Raw genomic sequence first — 15,630 nt, 5'->3', positions numbered from 1 at the left:
GGGGCTTCTCCTTCGCCGTATCGGGGATGATGATGCCGCCTTTGGTCTTTTCCTCCTCGGCGATGCGCTTCACGATCACCCGATCCTGAAGTGGGCGAATCTTCATCGATGTCTCCTTTCCCTTCTATGTGGAAAATGCTGAGTTTTTGGCGCGACGGGATGAAACCCGCGCGCACCATAAGCATCACCCGCGCCGTGTCAACGGCGGCGGGGGGCCGGCGCCTGTTTTTTGACTACCGGCCGAGCTTCCTCTTCTCTTCTTCGAGGTACTGGCGATAGAGGACGTCCCATTCTCCCGACCCCTCGGGGACGCGACGGGACAGGCTCGCGATCTTGCGGCGCACCTTGGCGTCGACCGCGTCGTCGACGTTGAAGAAGTCCGTCAGGGCCGCCTTGATCTCGGTCAGCACGAGGCGGTCGGCGCGCAGATCCGCCACCTCGTCCCCCTTCTTGATGGCGGTCAGGGCGAGGTGGGCGAGTGCCGAGATCCGACCTTCCGAGGCACGGCTCACAGGGTGAATCCCCGCTCCTTGGCGAGGCGCTCTTTCACGAGCTGCAGCACTTTGTGGCGATCCATCCCGACCAGCTCGCGGCTGTGCGACTCGGCGAACCGGACCGCCTCGACCTCGAGGTCCTCCTCGGCCCGGATGTTGGCGCGGAAGGCGGAGGCGATGCGCTGCTCGACGGCGGCGCGGTTCGCCACGATCCGCAAGAGGCCGGCCTTCTCCAAACGCCCAAGGATCGACGTGGCGATACGTTGCATCTCGCCATCGCGAAGCTTCATCGTCGCTACGAGTAGACGGCGTCGATCGACAACGCAAGCCATGCGTTCCATTGACCCTTCGGAGCATTGCCGCTATCCCTTTTCGTCGACGTCCCGAGCCCGGCGGGCGCCATCCAGCGCATGATCATCAAGATGCAGACCGTCGCGACGCCCGACGAGATCGCGGCGGTCGAGGCGCGGGTTCACGCCCTCGGGTACACGACGGGCAAGATGGTCGGCGAGCAGGTGACGCTGATCGGGGTGTACGGCGACATTTCGCGCCTGCCATCCGACGAGCTCGGGCAGATGCCGGGCGTCGATCGGCTGATTCCGATCTCGCGCGCCTACAAGCGCGTGGCGCAGAAGGGCGATCCCCTGAAGCCGATCCACGTCCCTGTCGACATCGGAGGCGTCACCGTGGGCGGTCCGGACCTCGTCGTGATCGCCGGTCCGTGCTCGGTCGAGAGCGAGCGGCAGGTCATGGACGCGGCCCGCATGGTGAAGGAGGCGGGTGCGCAATGCCTCCGCGGCGGGGTCGTGAAGTATCGCTCGAGCCCGTACAGCGGATGGGAAGGGCTCGGCTCGTCGGATCAGGACTCCCTGCGGCGCGGCCTCGACCTGATCGTGCGCGCGGGGCGCGCGTTCGAGATGCCGACCGTCGTCGAGATCCTCGATCAAGCCGACGTGTCCCTGTACGAGGACGCTGGCGTCGCCTGCCTGCAGGTCGGCGAGCCGAACAGCAAGAACCAGGCGCTGCTGAATCGTCTGCGCGACACGAAGCTTCCCGTCATCCACAAGCGCGGCAACTCTCTCGATACCGAGGCGTATCTTCTCTGGGTCGAGCGCGTGATGGCGACCGGCAAGGAGAACGTCATCCTCTGCGAACGCGGGATCACGAGCTGCAATCGCTACACGCGCAACACGCTCGATCTCGGGAGCGTCGCCGCGTTCCATTACCAGCTCTCGGGATTGCCCGTCGCGATCGACGCATCGCACGGTACGGGGATCCGGGATCTCGTCTTCCCGCTCACGCTCGCCGGCATCCTGGCCGGCGCGTCGGTCGTGCTCGTCGAAGCGCATCCGAATCCGCTCATCGCGAAGTCGGACGGCATGCAGGGGCTCTTTCCCGAGCAGCTCCAGGGCCTGGTGCGAGCGGCGCGTGAGACCTGGCTCGCGCGTGCCCGCACCGACCGCGAGTACGTCCCGACCGTCGCCCTGCAGCGGACCTACGAGGCTCGCATGCAAGCCGATCGCGCGCGCTTCTTCGGCGAGGGCTGAAGTACGTCGGGGGCCGCGATGATCCTGCCGCCGCCGGTGCGTCCCGGGGAAACCATCGGAGTCGTCGCGCCGGGCGGGGCGGTGAAGGCCGACGCGCTCGAGAGCGGCGTCGCGAGCCTCGAGGCGTTGGGATTCCGCGTTCGCCTCGGCGCGCACGTGCTGGCGCGGCGCCGCTATCTCGCGGGGACAGTCGAGATGCGCCATGCCGATCTGGTGGCCATGCTCGTCGATCCGGATGTCGGCGCGATCGTCTGCGCGCGCGGCGGGTACGGTACGAGCCACCTGCTGCCGCTGCTCGACCCCGCGCTCCTCACGGCGCGGCCGAAGCTCGTCGTCGGCTACAGCGACGTTTCACCGCTCCTCGGGTGGATCATCGAGCGGTGCGGCGTCGTGGCGCTCCACGGGCCCATGGTGGCGACCGATCTCGCGAAGGGGCTCTCCGCGCGCGCCGCGGCGCGGCTCGTCGATCTCCTGGCGTCGCCGGGATCGCCGTGGCGCGAGCCGGTCGCGGACGTCGTCGCGGGCGGGGGCGCGACGGGTCGGCTCGTCGGCGGTTGCCTTTCGTCGTTGGTGGCGCTGCTCGGGACGCCGTACGCCGTCGAGACGACGGGCGCGGTCCTCTTCCTCGAGGATGTGGCGGAGCGGCCGTATCGCGTCGATCGCATGCTCACGCATCTGCGCCTCGCCGGGAAGCTCGACGCGGTCGCGGCCGTGGTGCTCGGCTCGTTCGCGGAGTGCGATGGGGTCGGTGAGGACGTCGTGGCGGAGGTCTTCCGCGACTTCTTCGCCGACGCGCCGTATCCGGTCGTGGCCGGATTCCCGGCCGGGCATCTCTCGGAGAACCTGCCGCTGGCGCTCGGGCTCCCCGTGCGCGTCGATGCCGACGCGGGCTGGGTGGAGGCCGTCGCGGCGTGAACTTCGCCCCGGTCGAGCAAGCGATGGACGCCGCGGTCGCCCGCGGGGTGTTCCCGGGCGTCGTTGTGCTCGTGAACGCCGGCGGACGGGTCGTCTTCGTCCGTGCCGCGGGGCGACGGACGCTCGAGCCCGGTGACACCTCGCCGATGTGCGAGGACACGATCTTCGACGTCGCGTCGCTCACGAAGCCGCTCGCCACGACCACCGCGATGATGCTGTGCGTACGCGATCGCAGGATCGGGCTCGACGATCGGGTGACGCGCTTCTTCCACAACTTCGGCGTGCACGGAAAGGCGCACGTGACGTTCCGACACCTGCTGGCGCAGACTTCCGGCCTTCCCGAGTGGCGGCCCTACTATCGCGATATCGTCAAGATCGAGCGCGAGGGGCGCATCAACTTCACGGCGAGCCGCGGCGCCAAGGAATGGGTGTACGAGGCCATCCAGCGCGAGAAGCCGGAGGCTCCGGCCGGTGCGCGCACCCTCTACAGCGACCTCGGCTTCATGCTGCTCGGCGCCGCGATCGAGCAGGTGAGCGGGCTCACGCTCGATCGTTTCTGCCGCGAGAAGATCTTCAGGCCGCTCGGCCTGCGCTCGTCGTCGTTCATCGACCTGGCGCTCCTGCGGACGCGCCGTCTCGAACCGATCGTCGACATGATCGCGCCGACCGAGCGCTGCCCCTGGCGCAAACGCGTCCTCTGCGGCGAGGTGCACGACGACAACGCGTACGCGATGGGCGGAGTCGCGGGGCATTCCGGGCTCTTTTCGTGCGCGCGCGACCTCGATCGGCTCGCGACGACGCTCCGCGAGTCGTGGCTCGGGCAGAACGTATTCCTGCCCTCGAGCATCGTGAGCGAGTTCTGGCGCCGGGACGATCCCATCGGCTCATCGACCTGGGCGCTCGGCTGGGACACTCCCTCGCTCAAGGGATCCACGGCTGGCGCGGAGCTCTCGCGGAACGCGGTCGGCCACGTCGGGTTCACCGGCACCTCGCTCTGGATGGACCTCGACCGACACCTGCACGTGATCGTCCTATCGAATCGCGTCCATCCGACGCGCGACAACGACCTCATTCGCGAATTTCGCCCGCTCATTCATGATCTCGTCGTCCGCGCCGTCACCGCGTCCTGACGTGCCCGCCTCGCCGCGGCGCGTACACCTGATCGCCATCGCCGGCGTCGGGATGGCCTCACTCGCCGGAATGTTCCGCGCCGCCGGGTACGAGGTCACCGGGTCCGACCAGGCGGTCTACCCGCCGATGAGCGACGTGCTCGCGCAGCTCGGCATCCCGGTACGCGAGGGCTATCGCGCCGAGAATCTGGAGCCGCGTCCGGACGTCGTCGTCGTCGGCAACGCGATGTCGCGCGGCAATCCCGAGGTCGAGGCGCTCCTCGCGTCCGGTATCCCGTACTGCTCGCTGCCCGAGGCGTTGATGCGCTTCTTCATGCGCGAGCGTCGGCGCGCGGTCGTGGTCGGCACGCACGGCAAGACGACCACGAGCGCGATGCTCGCCTGGGTGCTGCACGAGACGGGCGGCGATCCGAGCTTCATGGTCGGCGGCGCGAGCCGGAACTTTCCGCAGAACTTCCGCCTCGGCGCGGGTCCGTGGTTCGTCGCCGAGGGCGACGAGTACGACACCGCCTTCTTCGACAAGGGGCCGAAGTTCCTCCACTACGACCCGGACGCGCTGCTGATCAACGCGATCGAGTTCGATCACGCCGACATCTATCGCGATCTCGAGCACGTGAAGAGCGCGTTCCGCACGTTGCTGGAGCGGCTGCGACCGGGCGCGGCCGTGGCGGCGAGCGCCGACTTCCCCGAGGTGCGCAAGGTCGTCGAAGCGAGCGGCCGCACCGCGATCTATTTTGGCCGTGGACCCGGAGCCGTCTGGCGCGCGGAGGACGTCGCGGACGACGGCGGCACGACGCGCTTCACGATCATCGGTCCCGACGGGTTGCGGGCGCGTGTCGCCATGCCGCTTCCGGGGGCGATCAACGTCGCGAACGCCGTCGGGGTGGTCGCCCTCACGCACGCGATGGACCTGCGGTTCGACGGCGTCGTCGCGGCGCTGGCGACCTTCCGCGGTGTGAAGCGGCGCCAGGAGGTGATCGCGGAAGGGCGCGGCATCACGGTGATCGACGACTTCGCGCACCACCCGACGGCGGTCGCCGGCACGTTGGGGGCGCTGCGGACGCGCTATCCGCGGCGGCGTCTCTGGGTGCTCTTCGAGCCGCGCTCGAACACGACCCGCCGCCGGGTCTTCCAGAACGCGTTCGCGACCGCGTTCGCCGGCGCCGATCGCGTAACCTTCGGCGCGATCCATCGCCGGGATCAGTTGCCCGAAGAGGAGCGCCTCTCGGTCGAGGAGCTGATCGCGGCGCTCGTCGCGCGCGGCGTGCCGGCCGAGACGTGCGAGGATTCCGACACGCTCGCGACGCTCGTCGCGGATCAGGTGACGCCGGGTGACGTCGTGGTGCTGATGTCGAACGGCGGGTTCGGCGGACTCGCCGGAAAGCTCGTGTCGGCGCTGGCGTTGTCCGCGCCGGTCTGATCGGCGCGGACGGCGCGCTCGAGGGCGCGCTGCTCCCCGGGAGCGCCGTAGAGGCGACGGTAGCGGCGGTAGTTGCCGAGCACCTGCTTCACGTAGTGGCGGGTCTCGCGGTAGCTGATGGTCTCCACGAACTCGTCTGTGGTGGTCCCGGGCGCGCGTTGCTCCCATTTCGCGACCGCCGCCTCGCCGCCGTTGTACGCCGCCAGCGCCTTCGCGAGATTTCCCTCGAACCGGTCGAGGAGCTGGCGGAGATAGCGCGCGCCGAGCGTGATGTTGGTCGTGGGATCGAAGAGCGCGGAGGCCTCGATCGGCCGGCCCGCGATGCGCGCCGCCGTCGGCACGAGCAGCTGCATCAGGCCGTACGCCGCCGCCGGCGATACGGCCGCGCGATCGAAGAGACTCTCCTGGCGCATGAGCGCCAGGACGACGTACGGGTCGAGCCGTTCGCCGTCCGCCGCCTGGACCACGCGCGACCAGTAGGCGCGCGGAAACTGATACGCCGCGAACGTCGGCGCCGGAAGGCTCGACTGGATGCGGTGCGCGAGGCGCAGGGCGCGACCGTGGGCCTCGACGTCGCTGTAGGCCTCGAGCAGGAACGGCCGACTCGCGTCGCCGTCCGGGAGCTCGCGGACGAGCGCGTCGATCTCGCGGGCCGCCGCGTCGGTCATGCCCATCGCGCTGAGCTCGCGACTCCGCTCCCAGTGGTACGCGTGCGTGGTCGTGAATGCCGCCGGCGGCGCGGAGTCGATCGGCGTGGGCGCGGGCGGCGGCGGTACGGTGGTCGCGAGCGCGCGCTCGGCGAGGTCCGCGTAGTATCCGTCGGGGGCTTCGGCGAGCACGACCTCGAAGGCATCCCGGCTTTCCGCCGCGAAGCCCTGACGCGCGAGCACGCGACCGCGCCAGTACGCCGCAGCGGCACGGTCTTTCTCGTCGCCGGCGCCGAACGCCGCGAAAGCCTCCGCGGCCGCCGTGAGATCCCCCCGGCGATAGGGCATCCAGGCGAGACGCCAACGAGCTTCGCGCGCGAGATCTCCCTCGCCCGCGGCGAGCGACCGGAGCTGCGCGACGGCCTCGTCGGTTCGTCCCTCCTGTTCGGCGATGCGCGCGAGCGCGTAGCGCGCGGTGTCGTACTTCGGGTGACGCGGCGTCTCGGCGGCGATCCGGGTGAAGAGCGCGCGCGCCTCGGCATCGCGGTCGCGATTCCAGTACAGGGTCGCGAGCTCGAAGCGCGCCATGCCCCCGGTCGGGGTGAGATCCATTGCCCGCCGGTACGTGGCGATGGCGTCCTCGAGCCGCCCCGCCTGTTTTTCCAGCTTGCCGAGCGCCTCGAGGGCTTCGATGCGCTCCGGGCCGTCGGAGCCGTCGGCTGCGGCCTCGAGGCGTACGGCGGCGAGGTCCGTGCGGCTCTCGGCGGCGAGCACGCGTCCCTCGGCCAAGAGGAGCGTCGGATCCCGGAGCAGGTCTGGGTGCGCGGCTTCGAGGCGCGCGCTCGCGTCGCGCGCGGTGGGGGCCGCTTCTCCCCCGCCGCGTCGCACTTCCTGGTAGAGCTCGTACGCTCCGCGCGGGTCGGTCTCGGATCGCAAGGCGGCCAGCACCGCGAGCGCGACCCCGCGCGCGTCGGTGTCGTCGCCCGCGAGATCTCGCGCCCGTTCGGCGAGCTCGGCGGCGCGTGCGTCGCCTAGCGCCAAGGCCGCGCGCGCGCGTCGCGCGGCGGAGGTCGTCGCCCACACGCTCGCCGGGTGCGCTTGCAGCAGGCGATCGTCCAGCGCCGCCGCTTCGGGCAGATGGCGCGTGCGTTCCTCGATCGCGGCGAGATACGCGAGGTGGTAGTCGGCCAGCACGGGATACGTGTCGAGCAGCGAACGGAAGAGCGGACGCGCCTCGTCGAGCGCGCCGCGTCGATAGCGGGTGACCGCTTCGAGGAAGGTCGCGCGGGACGCGCGCACGTCGCGGGCGTGCGGAGTCGCGGGCGCTCTCGGCGCCGGTCGGCGCGACGCGTCCCGAACGCACCCCCCGACGACGAACGCGGCGAGCAGCACCGCGATCGCCGCGCGCGCGCCGACGACCCCCATCGACCTCCGGCTACCTCGCGTGTCGGGGGAGCGCAACGGGAGGAGGTGCTTGACTCCCCGAAACGGCTTGGGCACGAGAGCGCGATGTCGGCGTCGACGCTTCCCGCGCTGGTGCTCGCGTCCGCGTCGCCGCGACGACGTTGGTTGCTCGCGAAGCTCGGGCGGAAGTTCGAGGTCGACGCGCCCGACATCCCCGAGGCTCCCGGCGCCGCCGAGGCGCCCGACGCGTTTGCGGCGCGGATGGCGGAGGAGAAGGCCGTCGAGGTGGCCCGGCGCCGCCGCGACGCGTGGATCCTCGCGGCCGATACGGTCGTCACGCTCGATGCGACCGCGCTCGGGAAGCCGCGGGACGCCGCGGAAGCGGTGCGCATGCTGAGCGCGCTCGCGGGCCGCCGGCACGTCGTGTACACCGGCGTGGCGCTTCTCGCGCCGGGCGGCACGCTCGCCGAGCGCGCGGTCGTCGGAACGCCCGTCGTGTTCCGCACCCTCTCGCGCGACGAGATCGACGCGTACGTCGCGACCGGTGAGCCTTTCGATCGGGCCGGCGCGTACGCGATCCAGGGTGAAGGCGCGCACCTCGTCGATCGCGTGGAAGGATCGTACACCAACGTGATCGGACTGCCGCTGCCGGAGGTGGCGGCGTGGCTCAGGCGATGGCGAGTTGTCTGAGCGGACGGTTGGCGGCGGTCGAGGCGAGGATCGCGGCGGCGTGCGCGCGTGCCGGCCGCGCGCGCCAGGACGTGCGGCTCGTCGGGGTGACCAAGGGGAAGGATGCTTCCGTCGTGCGGGCCGGGGTGGCGGCGGGCCTCCGCTGCTTCGGGGAGAACTACGCGCAGGAATGGACGGCGAAACGCGCGGCGCTCGCCGACGTCGGCGGCATCGAGTGGCATTTCATCGGCCGCATCCAACGCAACAAGGCTGCCATGGTCGCCGCGGCGGATCTGGTGCACTCGGTCGCCGATGCGCGCGTGGCGCGCGCGCTCGACGCGGCCGGCGTACGACGCGGGGTGCCGGTGTCGCTGCTGATCCAGGTGAACCTCGACGACGAGACGACGAAGGACGGCGTGGCGCCGGCCGAGCTGCCCGAGCTCGTGCGGACGGTGCGCGCGTACGAAGGGCTTCGGCTCGTCGGCCTCATGGCGATTCCGGCGGTGGCCGCGCCCGAGCGCGTGCGCTCGCGCTTCCGGGCCCTCCGCGAGCTGCGGGATCGCCAGGACGACGCCGCCGGGCTCCGCGAGCTGTCGATGGGCATGAGCGGCGACTTCGAGGTCGCCATCGAGGAGGGCGCGACGCTGGTCCGGATCGGCACCGCGATCTTCGGCTCGCGGGAAAGGACGACATGAAGAAGAAGACGGAGGCGCGCCGGGTGCGCGAGATCGGTTTCCTCGGAGCGGGGAACATGGCCGGGGCGCTGGTGAAGGGCTTGCTCGCGACGAAGCGGCGGCGCGCGCGCGACCTCTGGGCGAGCGACGCCGAGCCGCGGCAGGTCGCGAAGCTCGTCCGCGCCCACGGCATCGGGCGGGCGTCGGACAACGCGACGCTCGTCCGTGACAGCGCGGTCGTCGTGCTCGCCGTGAAGCCGCAGGTGATGTCGGCCGTGCTGGCGGAGATCAGGCCGCACGTCACGCGGCGCCATCTCGTCGTGTCGATCGCGGCGGGCATGGGGACGAGCCGGCTCGAGGCCGAGCTCGGCGGGCGCGTACGCGTCGTGCGCGCGATGCCGAACACGCCGGCGCTCGTGGGCGAGGGCATGACGGTCGTGGTGCGTGGCGCCCACGCGACCGCCGCCGACGAGCGGCGCGCGGCGAACCTCTTCGGTGGAGTCGGCGCCGTCGTCCGTGTTAGAGACGAGGGACTGATGGACGCGATCACGGGGCTCTCGGGAAGCGGTCCGGCATACGTGTATCGCTTCGCCGAAGGGCTCATCGCGGGTGCGGTCGCCGAGGGGCTCTCCGACGCGGTCGCGCGCCAGTTGACGTATCAGACGCTGCGGGGCGCGGCCGTCATGTTGCAGGAGACGGGGCGGCCTCCGGAGGAGCTCCGCGCGATGGTGTCGTCGCCGGGAGGTACGACGCTCGCGGGGCTGGGGGCGCTCGACGAGCGCGGATTCGTCGACGCGGCCTCCGCGGCCGTCGCGGCGGCCGCGCGTCGCGGCCGCGAGCTCGGACGCGGGTAGGAGGCTCGGGATGTTCGTCGTCGGAAATCTGCTCGACGCGCTGGCTTTGGTCGTCGAATACGTGCTGCAGATCTACTCGTGGATCGTGATCGCGCGCGTCGTGATCTCGTGGGTGAACGCCGATCCCTACAACCCGATCGTACGTGGGATCTACTCGATGACCGAGCCCGTGCTGTATCGCATTCGCCGTGTGCTCCCGGTGTACGGCGGCGGCATCGACTTCTCGCCGATCGTGGTGTTCATCGGGATCATGTTCCTCCAGAACTTCCTCGTGCAAACGCTCCGCCAACTCGCGCTCCACATGCACTGAAGCGCGTGCCGGCCGTTCTCGAGGTGCGCGTCGTCCCGCGGGCGCGCAGGAGCACGTTGACGCGGGATCCGAGCGGGCTCCTGCGGGCGCGCCTCACGGCGCCCCCGGTCGACGGCGCGGCCAATCGCGCCCTCGTCGATCTGCTCGCCCGCGTCCTCGGCGTGAAGCGCGGCGACGTCGAGGTCGTCCACGGGGAGCGCGGGCGCGACAAGCGCGTCCTGGTGCATGGCTGCTCGCCCGCCGACCTCGCGGCGCGTCTCGCGGCGCTCGCGGCCTCCGAAGTTGACAAGGCCGGGAGTCGTGGCTAGAGGTGGCCAGATCGAAAATCTGGAGGCAGCATGCCTATTTACGAGTATCACTGCAGTAAATGCGGCGACTTCGAGATGATGCAGAAGATGAGCGACAAGCCGCTCACGCAGTGTCCGACCTGCCGCCGCAAGGTCACCAAGCTGATCTCCTCGACGACCTTCCACTTGAAGGGCAGCGGTTGGTACATCACTGACTACGCGCGCAAGAAGGAGGGCGGCGGAGCGATGGGCGACAAGAAGAAGGTGGACGCCCCGAGCCCGAGCGACGCCGGCGCGAGCGAGAGCAGCGACAAGCCCGCCAAGTCTCCGAAGTCCGAGAAGTCCGCGACCAGCACCAAGAGCGAGAAGGCGGCGGTCGCCTGATCGTCGTTCGGGATCTACTTCCCGCCGCAGGGTCGCGCGCGATCCTGCGGCGTTTTTTTTCCTGATGGCGGAGCGCCGCCGGATTCTGCACCGACTCCTGGTGGTCGGCATCGACACGGGCGGCACGTTCACTGATTTCGTCGTCCGGGACGGTGACGTCGTCCGCGTCCACAAGGTGTTGTCGACGCCCGACGATCCGTCGCGTGCCGTCCTGACGGGCCTCGCCGAGCTCTTTCCGGGCGCATGGGAGGGTGAGGTGACGTACGGCAGCACCGTCGCGACCAACGCGCTTCTCGAGCGCCGGGGCGCGCGGGTGTGCCTCGTCACGACCGCCGGCTTCGAGGACGTGCTCGAGATCGGACGTCAGGCGCGGCCGCGGCTCTATACGCTCGAGCCGCGCGTGCCGCCTTCGCTCGTCGGCCGCGCCGACCGCCTCGGCGTCCGCGAGCGTACGACGTACGACGGACGCGTCGTGACCCCGCTCGGGTCGGCGGAGCTGCGTCGCCTCGTGCGGCGCGTACGGGCGCGCCGCCCGGAGGCGGTCGCCGTCGTCCTGCTGCACTCGTACGCCCGGCCTGCGCACGAGCGAAGCATCGGCGCGGCGCTCGCCGTGCTCGGCGTGCCACTCACATTGTCGCACGTGCTCGTGCGCGAGCACCGCGAGTACGAACGCACGAGCACGAGCGTCGTGAACGCCTACGTGGCGCCCGCGATGAGCCGTCATCTGGAGCGCCTCGCGCGCGGGCTGCGGCGGCGGCCCCTGCGCGTCATGCAGTCGAGCGGCGGCGCCGTGGCGCCCGCGATCGCCGCGCGCGAGCCCGTCCGGACGATCCTGTCCGGACCCGCGGGGGGCGTCGTCGGCGCCGCCGTGTTGGCAGAGCGGCTCGGCCTCGACGACGTCCTGACGATCGACATGGGCGGCACGTCGACGGACGTCGCGCTCGTCGCCTGCGGCATTCCGCGGCGGACCGAGTGCACGATCGACGGCATGCCGCTCCGCGTTCCGGGAATCGACATCCATACGGTGGGGGCGGGCGGCGGCTCGATCGCGCGCCGCGATGCCGGCGGGTCGCTGCGGGTCGGGCCGGAAAGTGCGGGCGCCGATCCCGGACCCGCATGCTACGGCCGCGGGACGCTCGCGACGGTGACGGATGCCAACCTCGTACTCGGACGGCTCGCCGCCGATCGTTTCCTCGGCGGCGCGATGACGCTCGACGTGCGGCGTGCGGAGGCGGCGATCGACCGGCTGGCACGGCAGCTTCGCCTGTCTCCGCGGCGTGCCGCGGAGGGCATCGTACGGGTCGTGAACGCGGCGATGATCCGGGCGCTGCGCGTGATCTCCGTCGAGCGTGGCCACGACCCGCGTGTCTGCACGTTGATGGCGTTCGGCGGCGCCGCCGCGCTCCACGCCTGCGAGCTCGCCGCCGAGCTCGGTATGCGGCGCGTGCTGGTGCCCGCGCACCCCGGCGTGCTCTCGGCCGCGGGCATGGCGGCGGCGCCGCGTTCGCGGGATTTCCTGACGACGGTGCGTCTCGTCGACCCGTCGCTCGCGCAGCTCGCGCGCCTCGCGGCGCCGTGGCGACGGCGCGGGATCGCGGAGCTCCGTCGCGAGGGCGTTTCGCGCGCGGCGATTGGCTGCCAGGTGATCGCGCTCATGCGGTACGTCGGCCAATCGCACGAGCTCGAGGTGCCGCTCGGTACCGGGCTGCGCGGGCGCTTCGATGCCGCGCATGCGACCGCGTACGGCCAGGCCGAGCCGAGCCGTTCGGTCGAGGTGCTCGCGCTCCGCGTCGAGGTGACCGGCGCCGTCCGCCGCCCCGAGCGAGCCGCAAGGCGCCGGGGCGGCCGACGCGCCCCCGCCGGAGCGCGCCATCGGCTCGTGTGGGGAGGGCGCGGGCTCGACGTCGCGCGCTACGAGCGTGATGCGCTCCGTCCCGCGACGCGCATCGACGGACCGGCGCTCGTGACGGAATACAGCTCGACGACGTTCGTGCCGCCGGGATGGCGTGGCCGCGTCGATGACCACGGGCACCTGCATCTGGAGCGCCGATGAGGCGAACGCGATTCGACCCGATCGGTCTCGCGGTCTTGAATCACCGGCTCGCGGCGATCGCGGAGGAGATGGGCGTTCGCCTGGGCCAGGCGGGGTTTTCCCCCAACATCAAGGAGCGCCACGACTACTCGTGCGCGCTTTTCGACGCGGCCGGCCGACTCGTGGCGCAGGCAGCCCACATCCCCGTGCACCTCGGGTCGACGCCGCTCTCCGTGCAGGCGGCGCTCGCCGCGCATCCGCTCGCGCCCGGCGACGTCGTCGCCGTGAACGATCCCTTCGCCGGCGGCACGCACCTGCCGGACCTCACGCTGGTCGCGCCCGTGCACGCCCGGTCGGGTCGATTGCTCGGATACGTCGCCAATCGCGCCCACCACGCCGACATCGGGGGCATGGCGCCGGGCTCGATGCCGCTGGCGCGCGAGATCCATCAAGAGGGCTTCCGCCTTCCGCCGGTACGATTGGTGCGGCGCGGATCGGTCGACGACGATGTACTGGCGCTCTTCCTCGCCAACACCCGCGTTCCCGACGAGCGGCGCGGCGACCTCGCCGCCCAGCGGGCGGCGCTGGCCGTCGGCGCCGATCGGCTCGTGGAGCTCGCGGGAGACGTCGGCGCGCCGGCGCTGGCGCGCGGCATGGACGAGCTGCAGCGCTACAGTGAGCGTCTCATGGCGGCAACCCTGCGCGCATTGCCGCCCGGCGTGTATCGTGCCGCCGACCTGCTCGACGACGATGGCATCGGCGAGGGGCCGATCCCGATCCGCGTCGCGATCACGCTCGGCGGCGGCCGGGCGCGCGTCGATTTCGCCGGATCCGCCCGGCAGGTCGAAGGGAGTCTCAACGCCAACTACGCGATCACCCTCTCCGCGACCGTGTACGTCTTCTTGACGCTCGCGCGCGAGTCCATTCCCGCCAACGACGGCATCATGCGTCGGCTCGACGTGCGCGCGCCCGCAGGCTCCGTCGTGAACGCGACCTTCCCCGCGGCCGTCGCCGGCGGTAACGTCGAGACCTCGCAGCGCATCGTCGACGCGTTGTTACGGGCACTCGCCTCGGCGGCGCCCGACCGTGTGCCCGCGGCGAGCTGCGGGTCGATGAACAATCTCGCGATCGGCGGCTTCGACCACGGGCGCGGGCGTGCCTTTTCCTACTACGAGACCGTCGCGGGCGGTGCCGGCGCGGGACCGAACGGCGCCGGCGCGTCGGGCATCCATACGCACATGACCAATACGTTGAATACGCCGATCGAGGCGTTGGAGGCGTACTACCCGTTTCGCGTGACGGCCTACCGCTTGCGGCGCGGCAGCGGGGGCGGCGGTCGGCATCGCGGCGGTGACGGGCTGGTGCGGGAGATCACGCTCCTCGAGCCCGCCGAGGTCACGGTGCTGAGCGAGCGTCGACGTCTCTCGCCATGGGGGCTCGCGGGCGGCGCCGCCGGTGCGCGCGGCCGGAATCTCCTCGTGCGGCGCGGCCGGAGTCGCCCGCTTCCGAGCAAGGCGAACCTGCGGTTGGAGGCGGGCGACGGGATCCGGCTCGAGACGCCCGGCGGCGGGGGCTTTGGCAGACGCAGGCGCCGGCGCGCGCGCAAATGAAGAGGGGAGGTGGGTACGAAGGCCCCACGCTCCCCTCGGTGCGACATTCTTGCTCACCGGCAGCCGCTCGTTCGAGCGACCTAAGTCCGTCCTGCGAGAAACACTTCCCCCTGCCGGCGAGCAAGCCCTGCGACCCGGTGCATCACGCCGCGTCACGCGGCGCTCGAGACCGAGAACGCTTCAGGCGGCCTTGCTGCCGGCGATCTCGTCGAGGCGCTTCTCGAGCTGCGCCATCCGCTTCTTGAGCTTGTCGACTTCGTCCCGCGTCGGGAGATTCAATCCGCGGATGATCGGCTCGACGCCCTTTTCCGCCTGCTTCTCGATCATCGCGACCACCCGCTGCCCGCGCTCTTCGAGATCCTTCACCGCGCGCTCGGCGCGCTTCTGAAGGTCGCCGCGCAGCTTCTGCGCTTGCGTCACGAGATCCCGCACCGCCTTCTGGCGGTCCTTGCCGAACAGATCGCCCGCATCCTTGCGGATCCGGCCGACGATTCGCTCGCCCTCAGCCTGGACGCGCTTGAGCGTGCTCTGCACCTGCTCGAGGCGAGCTTTCAGGCTCCCGTCGGTCTTCGACTCTGCCATGAGATTGCACCTCCTGCTCTGACGTTCGATCCGAGAGGTGGTTAACACGGCGCGTCAAAGGCGTCAATCCCCGACGCGGGGATTTCGGCTATTCCTCCTCTTTCTCGACGAGGATGTCGTACTCCTCCGAGCCCGTCAGACCCTTGGAATCGCTGACGGAGAGGGTTGCCGTGAACTCCCCTTCCTTCTGGTACACGTGCGTCGGATTCGCCTCGGAAGAAGCCGGGGAACCGTCGCCGAAGTCCCACTTGTACGTGTAGGGCGGCGTCCCGTCCTCGACGGTGCTGGTCCACTTCACGGTGAGCGGCGGCGCACCTTCGTCGGGGTCGCCCTCGAGATCGACGTAGAGCTCCTCGGCGGGCGGTTCGGCGGCGGGCGCGGCGGGCGCCGCCGCGACGGGCGTCGCGGCGGCCGTCGCAGCCGGCTTGGCGGGGGGCGTGTCCGACTTCGTGCATGCGGCGGCGAGCAACGCGACGAGCGCGAGCAACGAGGCCTGAGCGGCGAGAGAGCGATTCATCGAACACCTCCTGGGATACGCATCGATGGCAGATTCACGAGCGCGTGTGCTTAGCAAAGGGCGGGAGGGCAGGCAATTCCATCTGGCGTGCAGCGCAGCATCCATGGAGCCGGCCATGGCGCGACGATTCCGAGTTGAGCGCGCGTTCCTCATC

General features: G+C 70.9%; 18 protein-coding genes. 12 read left to right on the top strand and 6 right to left on the bottom strand.

All coding sequences use genetic code 11. The features are described from left to right. The 3 genes from IT293_17460 to IT293_17450 form a co-directional block, all read right to left on the bottom strand. A partial coding sequence (locus tag IT293_17460; GenBank protein ID MCC6766451.1) for a co-chaperone GroES occupies positions 1–106 on the bottom strand: 106 nt, incomplete at its 3' end. 127 nt (positions 107–233) lie between these two features. After that, positions 234–512 (bottom strand): DUF507 family protein, encoded by a 279-nt coding sequence (locus IT293_17455; GenBank protein MCC6766450.1) that lies wholly within the window; start codon positions 510–512, stop codon positions 234–236. Then, positions 509–784, bottom strand: coding sequence for a DUF507 family protein (locus tag IT293_17450; GenBank protein MCC6766449.1), 276 nt, complete (start codon positions 782–784; stop codon positions 509–511). Before IT293_17450 ends, IT293_17455 begins: the two co-directional genes overlap by 4 nt. A gap of 66 nt (positions 785–850) precedes the next feature. On the opposite strand from IT293_17450, the gene IT293_17445 reads away from it, so the two are divergent. Genes IT293_17445 through IT293_17430 form a run of 4 tightly spaced genes read left to right on the top strand, consistent with a single transcriptional unit; the run spans position 851 to position 5,506 of the window. Beyond that, positions 851–2,041, top strand: coding sequence for a 3-deoxy-7-phosphoheptulonate synthase (locus IT293_17445; GenBank protein ID MCC6766448.1), 1,191 nt, complete (start codon positions 851–853; stop codon positions 2,039–2,041). A gap of 18 nt (positions 2,042–2,059) precedes the next feature. Further along, positions 2,060–2,956: an LD-carboxypeptidase gene (locus tag IT293_17440; GenBank protein ID MCC6766447.1), complete on the top strand. Its 897-nt coding sequence runs from the start codon at positions 2,060–2,062 to the stop codon at positions 2,954–2,956. Beyond that, complete coding sequence (locus IT293_17435) at positions 2,953–4,086, top strand: beta-lactamase family protein (protein ID MCC6766446.1); 1,134 nt, start codon at positions 2,953–2,955, stop codon at positions 4,084–4,086. Before IT293_17440 ends, IT293_17435 begins: the two co-directional genes overlap by 4 nt. Position 4,087: 1 nt before the next feature. Beyond that, entirely contained in the window at positions 4,088–5,506 is a 1,419-nt protein-coding gene (locus IT293_17430) for a hypothetical protein (GenBank protein ID MCC6766445.1), read from the top strand. Here the strand turns inward: IT293_17430 and IT293_17425 are convergent. Continuing rightward, a complete protein-coding gene (locus IT293_17425; GenBank protein ID MCC6766444.1) occupies positions 5,404–7,578 on the bottom strand; it encodes a transglycosylase SLT domain-containing protein in 2,175 nt (724 codons plus the stop codon). The genes IT293_17430 and IT293_17425 overlap by 103 nt on opposite strands. Positions 7,579–7,662: 84 nt before the next feature. Here IT293_17425 and maf point away from each other — a divergent pair, with 84 nt between their 5' ends. The 8 genes from maf to IT293_17385 all read left to right on the top strand — a co-directional run bounded on the left by maf (position 7,663) and on the right by IT293_17385 (position 14,377). Continuing rightward, positions 7,663–8,247, top strand: a complete 585-nt coding sequence (gene maf / locus IT293_17420) for a septum formation protein Maf (GenBank protein ID MCC6766443.1) — start codon at positions 7,663–7,665, stop codon at positions 8,245–8,247. Further along, complete coding sequence (locus IT293_17415) at positions 8,232–8,921, top strand: YggS family pyridoxal phosphate-dependent enzyme (GenBank protein ID MCC6766442.1); 690 nt, start codon at positions 8,232–8,234, stop codon at positions 8,919–8,921. The genes maf and IT293_17415 overlap by 16 nt, the downstream gene beginning before the upstream one ends. Further along, positions 8,918–9,754 (top strand): pyrroline-5-carboxylate reductase, encoded by an 837-nt coding sequence (locus tag IT293_17410; protein ID MCC6766441.1) that lies wholly within the window; start codon positions 8,918–8,920, stop codon positions 9,752–9,754. Before IT293_17415 ends, IT293_17410 begins: the two co-directional genes overlap by 4 nt. Positions 9,755–9,764: 10 nt before the next feature. Continuing rightward, positions 9,765–10,064 (top strand): YggT family protein, encoded by a 300-nt coding sequence (locus IT293_17405; protein ID MCC6766440.1) that lies wholly within the window; start codon positions 9,765–9,767, stop codon positions 10,062–10,064. Further along, the gene (locus IT293_17400; GenBank protein MCC6766439.1) at positions 10,061–10,372 is read left to right on the top strand and encodes a DUF167 domain-containing protein; all 312 of its coding nucleotides are present in this window, start codon (positions 10,061–10,063) and stop codon (positions 10,370–10,372) included. Before IT293_17405 ends, IT293_17400 begins: the two co-directional genes overlap by 4 nt. Positions 10,373–10,402: 30 nt before the next feature. After that, a complete protein-coding gene (locus IT293_17395; protein MCC6766438.1) occupies positions 10,403–10,735 on the top strand; it encodes a zinc ribbon domain-containing protein in 333 nt (110 codons plus the stop codon). Positions 10,736–10,799: 64 nt separating this feature from the next. Continuing rightward, positions 10,800–12,788 (top strand): hydantoinase/oxoprolinase family protein, encoded by a 1,989-nt coding sequence (locus IT293_17390; protein ID MCC6766437.1) that lies wholly within the window; start codon positions 10,800–10,802, stop codon positions 12,786–12,788. Continuing rightward, positions 12,785–14,377 (top strand): hydantoinase B/oxoprolinase family protein, encoded by a 1,593-nt coding sequence (locus IT293_17385; GenBank protein ID MCC6766436.1) that lies wholly within the window; start codon positions 12,785–12,787, stop codon positions 14,375–14,377. Before IT293_17390 ends, IT293_17385 begins: the two co-directional genes overlap by 4 nt. A gap of 180 nt (positions 14,378–14,557) precedes the next feature. On the opposite strand, the gene IT293_17380 is transcribed toward IT293_17385, so the two are convergent. Beyond that, on the bottom strand, positions 14,558–14,959 hold the full coding sequence (locus tag IT293_17380) for a phasin family protein (protein ID MCC6766435.1): 402 nt from the start codon (positions 14,957–14,959) through the stop codon (positions 14,558–14,560). Between the two features lie 88 nt (positions 14,960–15,047). Beyond that, positions 15,048–15,629, bottom strand: coding sequence for a PKD domain-containing protein (locus IT293_17375; protein ID MCC6766434.1), 582 nt, complete (start codon positions 15,627–15,629; stop codon positions 15,048–15,050). Position 15,630 lies beyond the last annotated feature (1 nt).

The organism is Deltaproteobacteria bacterium, from assembly GCA_020848745.1.
GTDB lineage: Bacteria > Desulfobacterota > Binatia > UTPRO1 > UTPRO1 > UTPRO1.
Note: the sequence above shows the minus strand (reverse complement) of the source record. Positions and strands in the feature narration are given on the sequence as shown.

Excerpts from the sequence above, each read along its gene's own strand:
- IT293_17450 (MCC6766449.1), bottom strand. The coding sequence starts at position 784 with ATGAAGCTTCGCGATGGCGAGATGCAACGTATCGCCACGTCGATCCTT.
- IT293_17440 (MCC6766447.1), top strand. The coding sequence starts at position 2,060 with ATGATCCTGCCGCCGCCGGTGCGTCCCGGGGAAACCATCGGAGTCGTC.
- IT293_17425 (MCC6766444.1), bottom strand. The coding sequence starts at position 7,578 with ATGGGGGTCGTCGGCGCGCGCGCGGCGATCGCGGTGCTGCTCGCCGCG.
- maf (MCC6766443.1), top strand. The coding sequence starts at position 7,663 with ATGTCGGCGTCGACGCTTCCCGCGCTGGTGCTCGCGTCCGCGTCGCCG.
- IT293_17415 (MCC6766442.1), top strand. The coding sequence starts at position 8,232 with ATGGCGAGTTGTCTGAGCGGACGGTTGGCGGCGGTCGAGGCGAGGATC.
- IT293_17410 (MCC6766441.1), top strand. The coding sequence starts at position 8,918 with ATGAAGAAGAAGACGGAGGCGCGCCGGGTGCGCGAGATCGGTTTCCTC.
- IT293_17405 (MCC6766440.1), top strand. The coding sequence starts at position 9,765 with ATGTTCGTCGTCGGAAATCTGCTCGACGCGCTGGCTTTGGTCGTCGAA.
- IT293_17395 (MCC6766438.1), top strand. The coding sequence starts at position 10,403 with ATGCCTATTTACGAGTATCACTGCAGTAAATGCGGCGACTTCGAGATG.
- IT293_17390 (MCC6766437.1), top strand. The coding sequence starts at position 10,800 with ATGGCGGAGCGCCGCCGGATTCTGCACCGACTCCTGGTGGTCGGCATC.
- IT293_17385 (MCC6766436.1), top strand. The coding sequence starts at position 12,785 with ATGAGGCGAACGCGATTCGACCCGATCGGTCTCGCGGTCTTGAATCAC.
- IT293_17380 (MCC6766435.1), bottom strand. The coding sequence starts at position 14,959 with ATGGCAGAGTCGAAGACCGACGGGAGCCTGAAAGCTCGCCTCGAGCAG.
- IT293_17375 (MCC6766434.1), bottom strand. The coding sequence starts at position 15,629 with ATGAGGAACGCGCGCTCAACTCGGAATCGTCGCGCCATGGCCGGCTCC.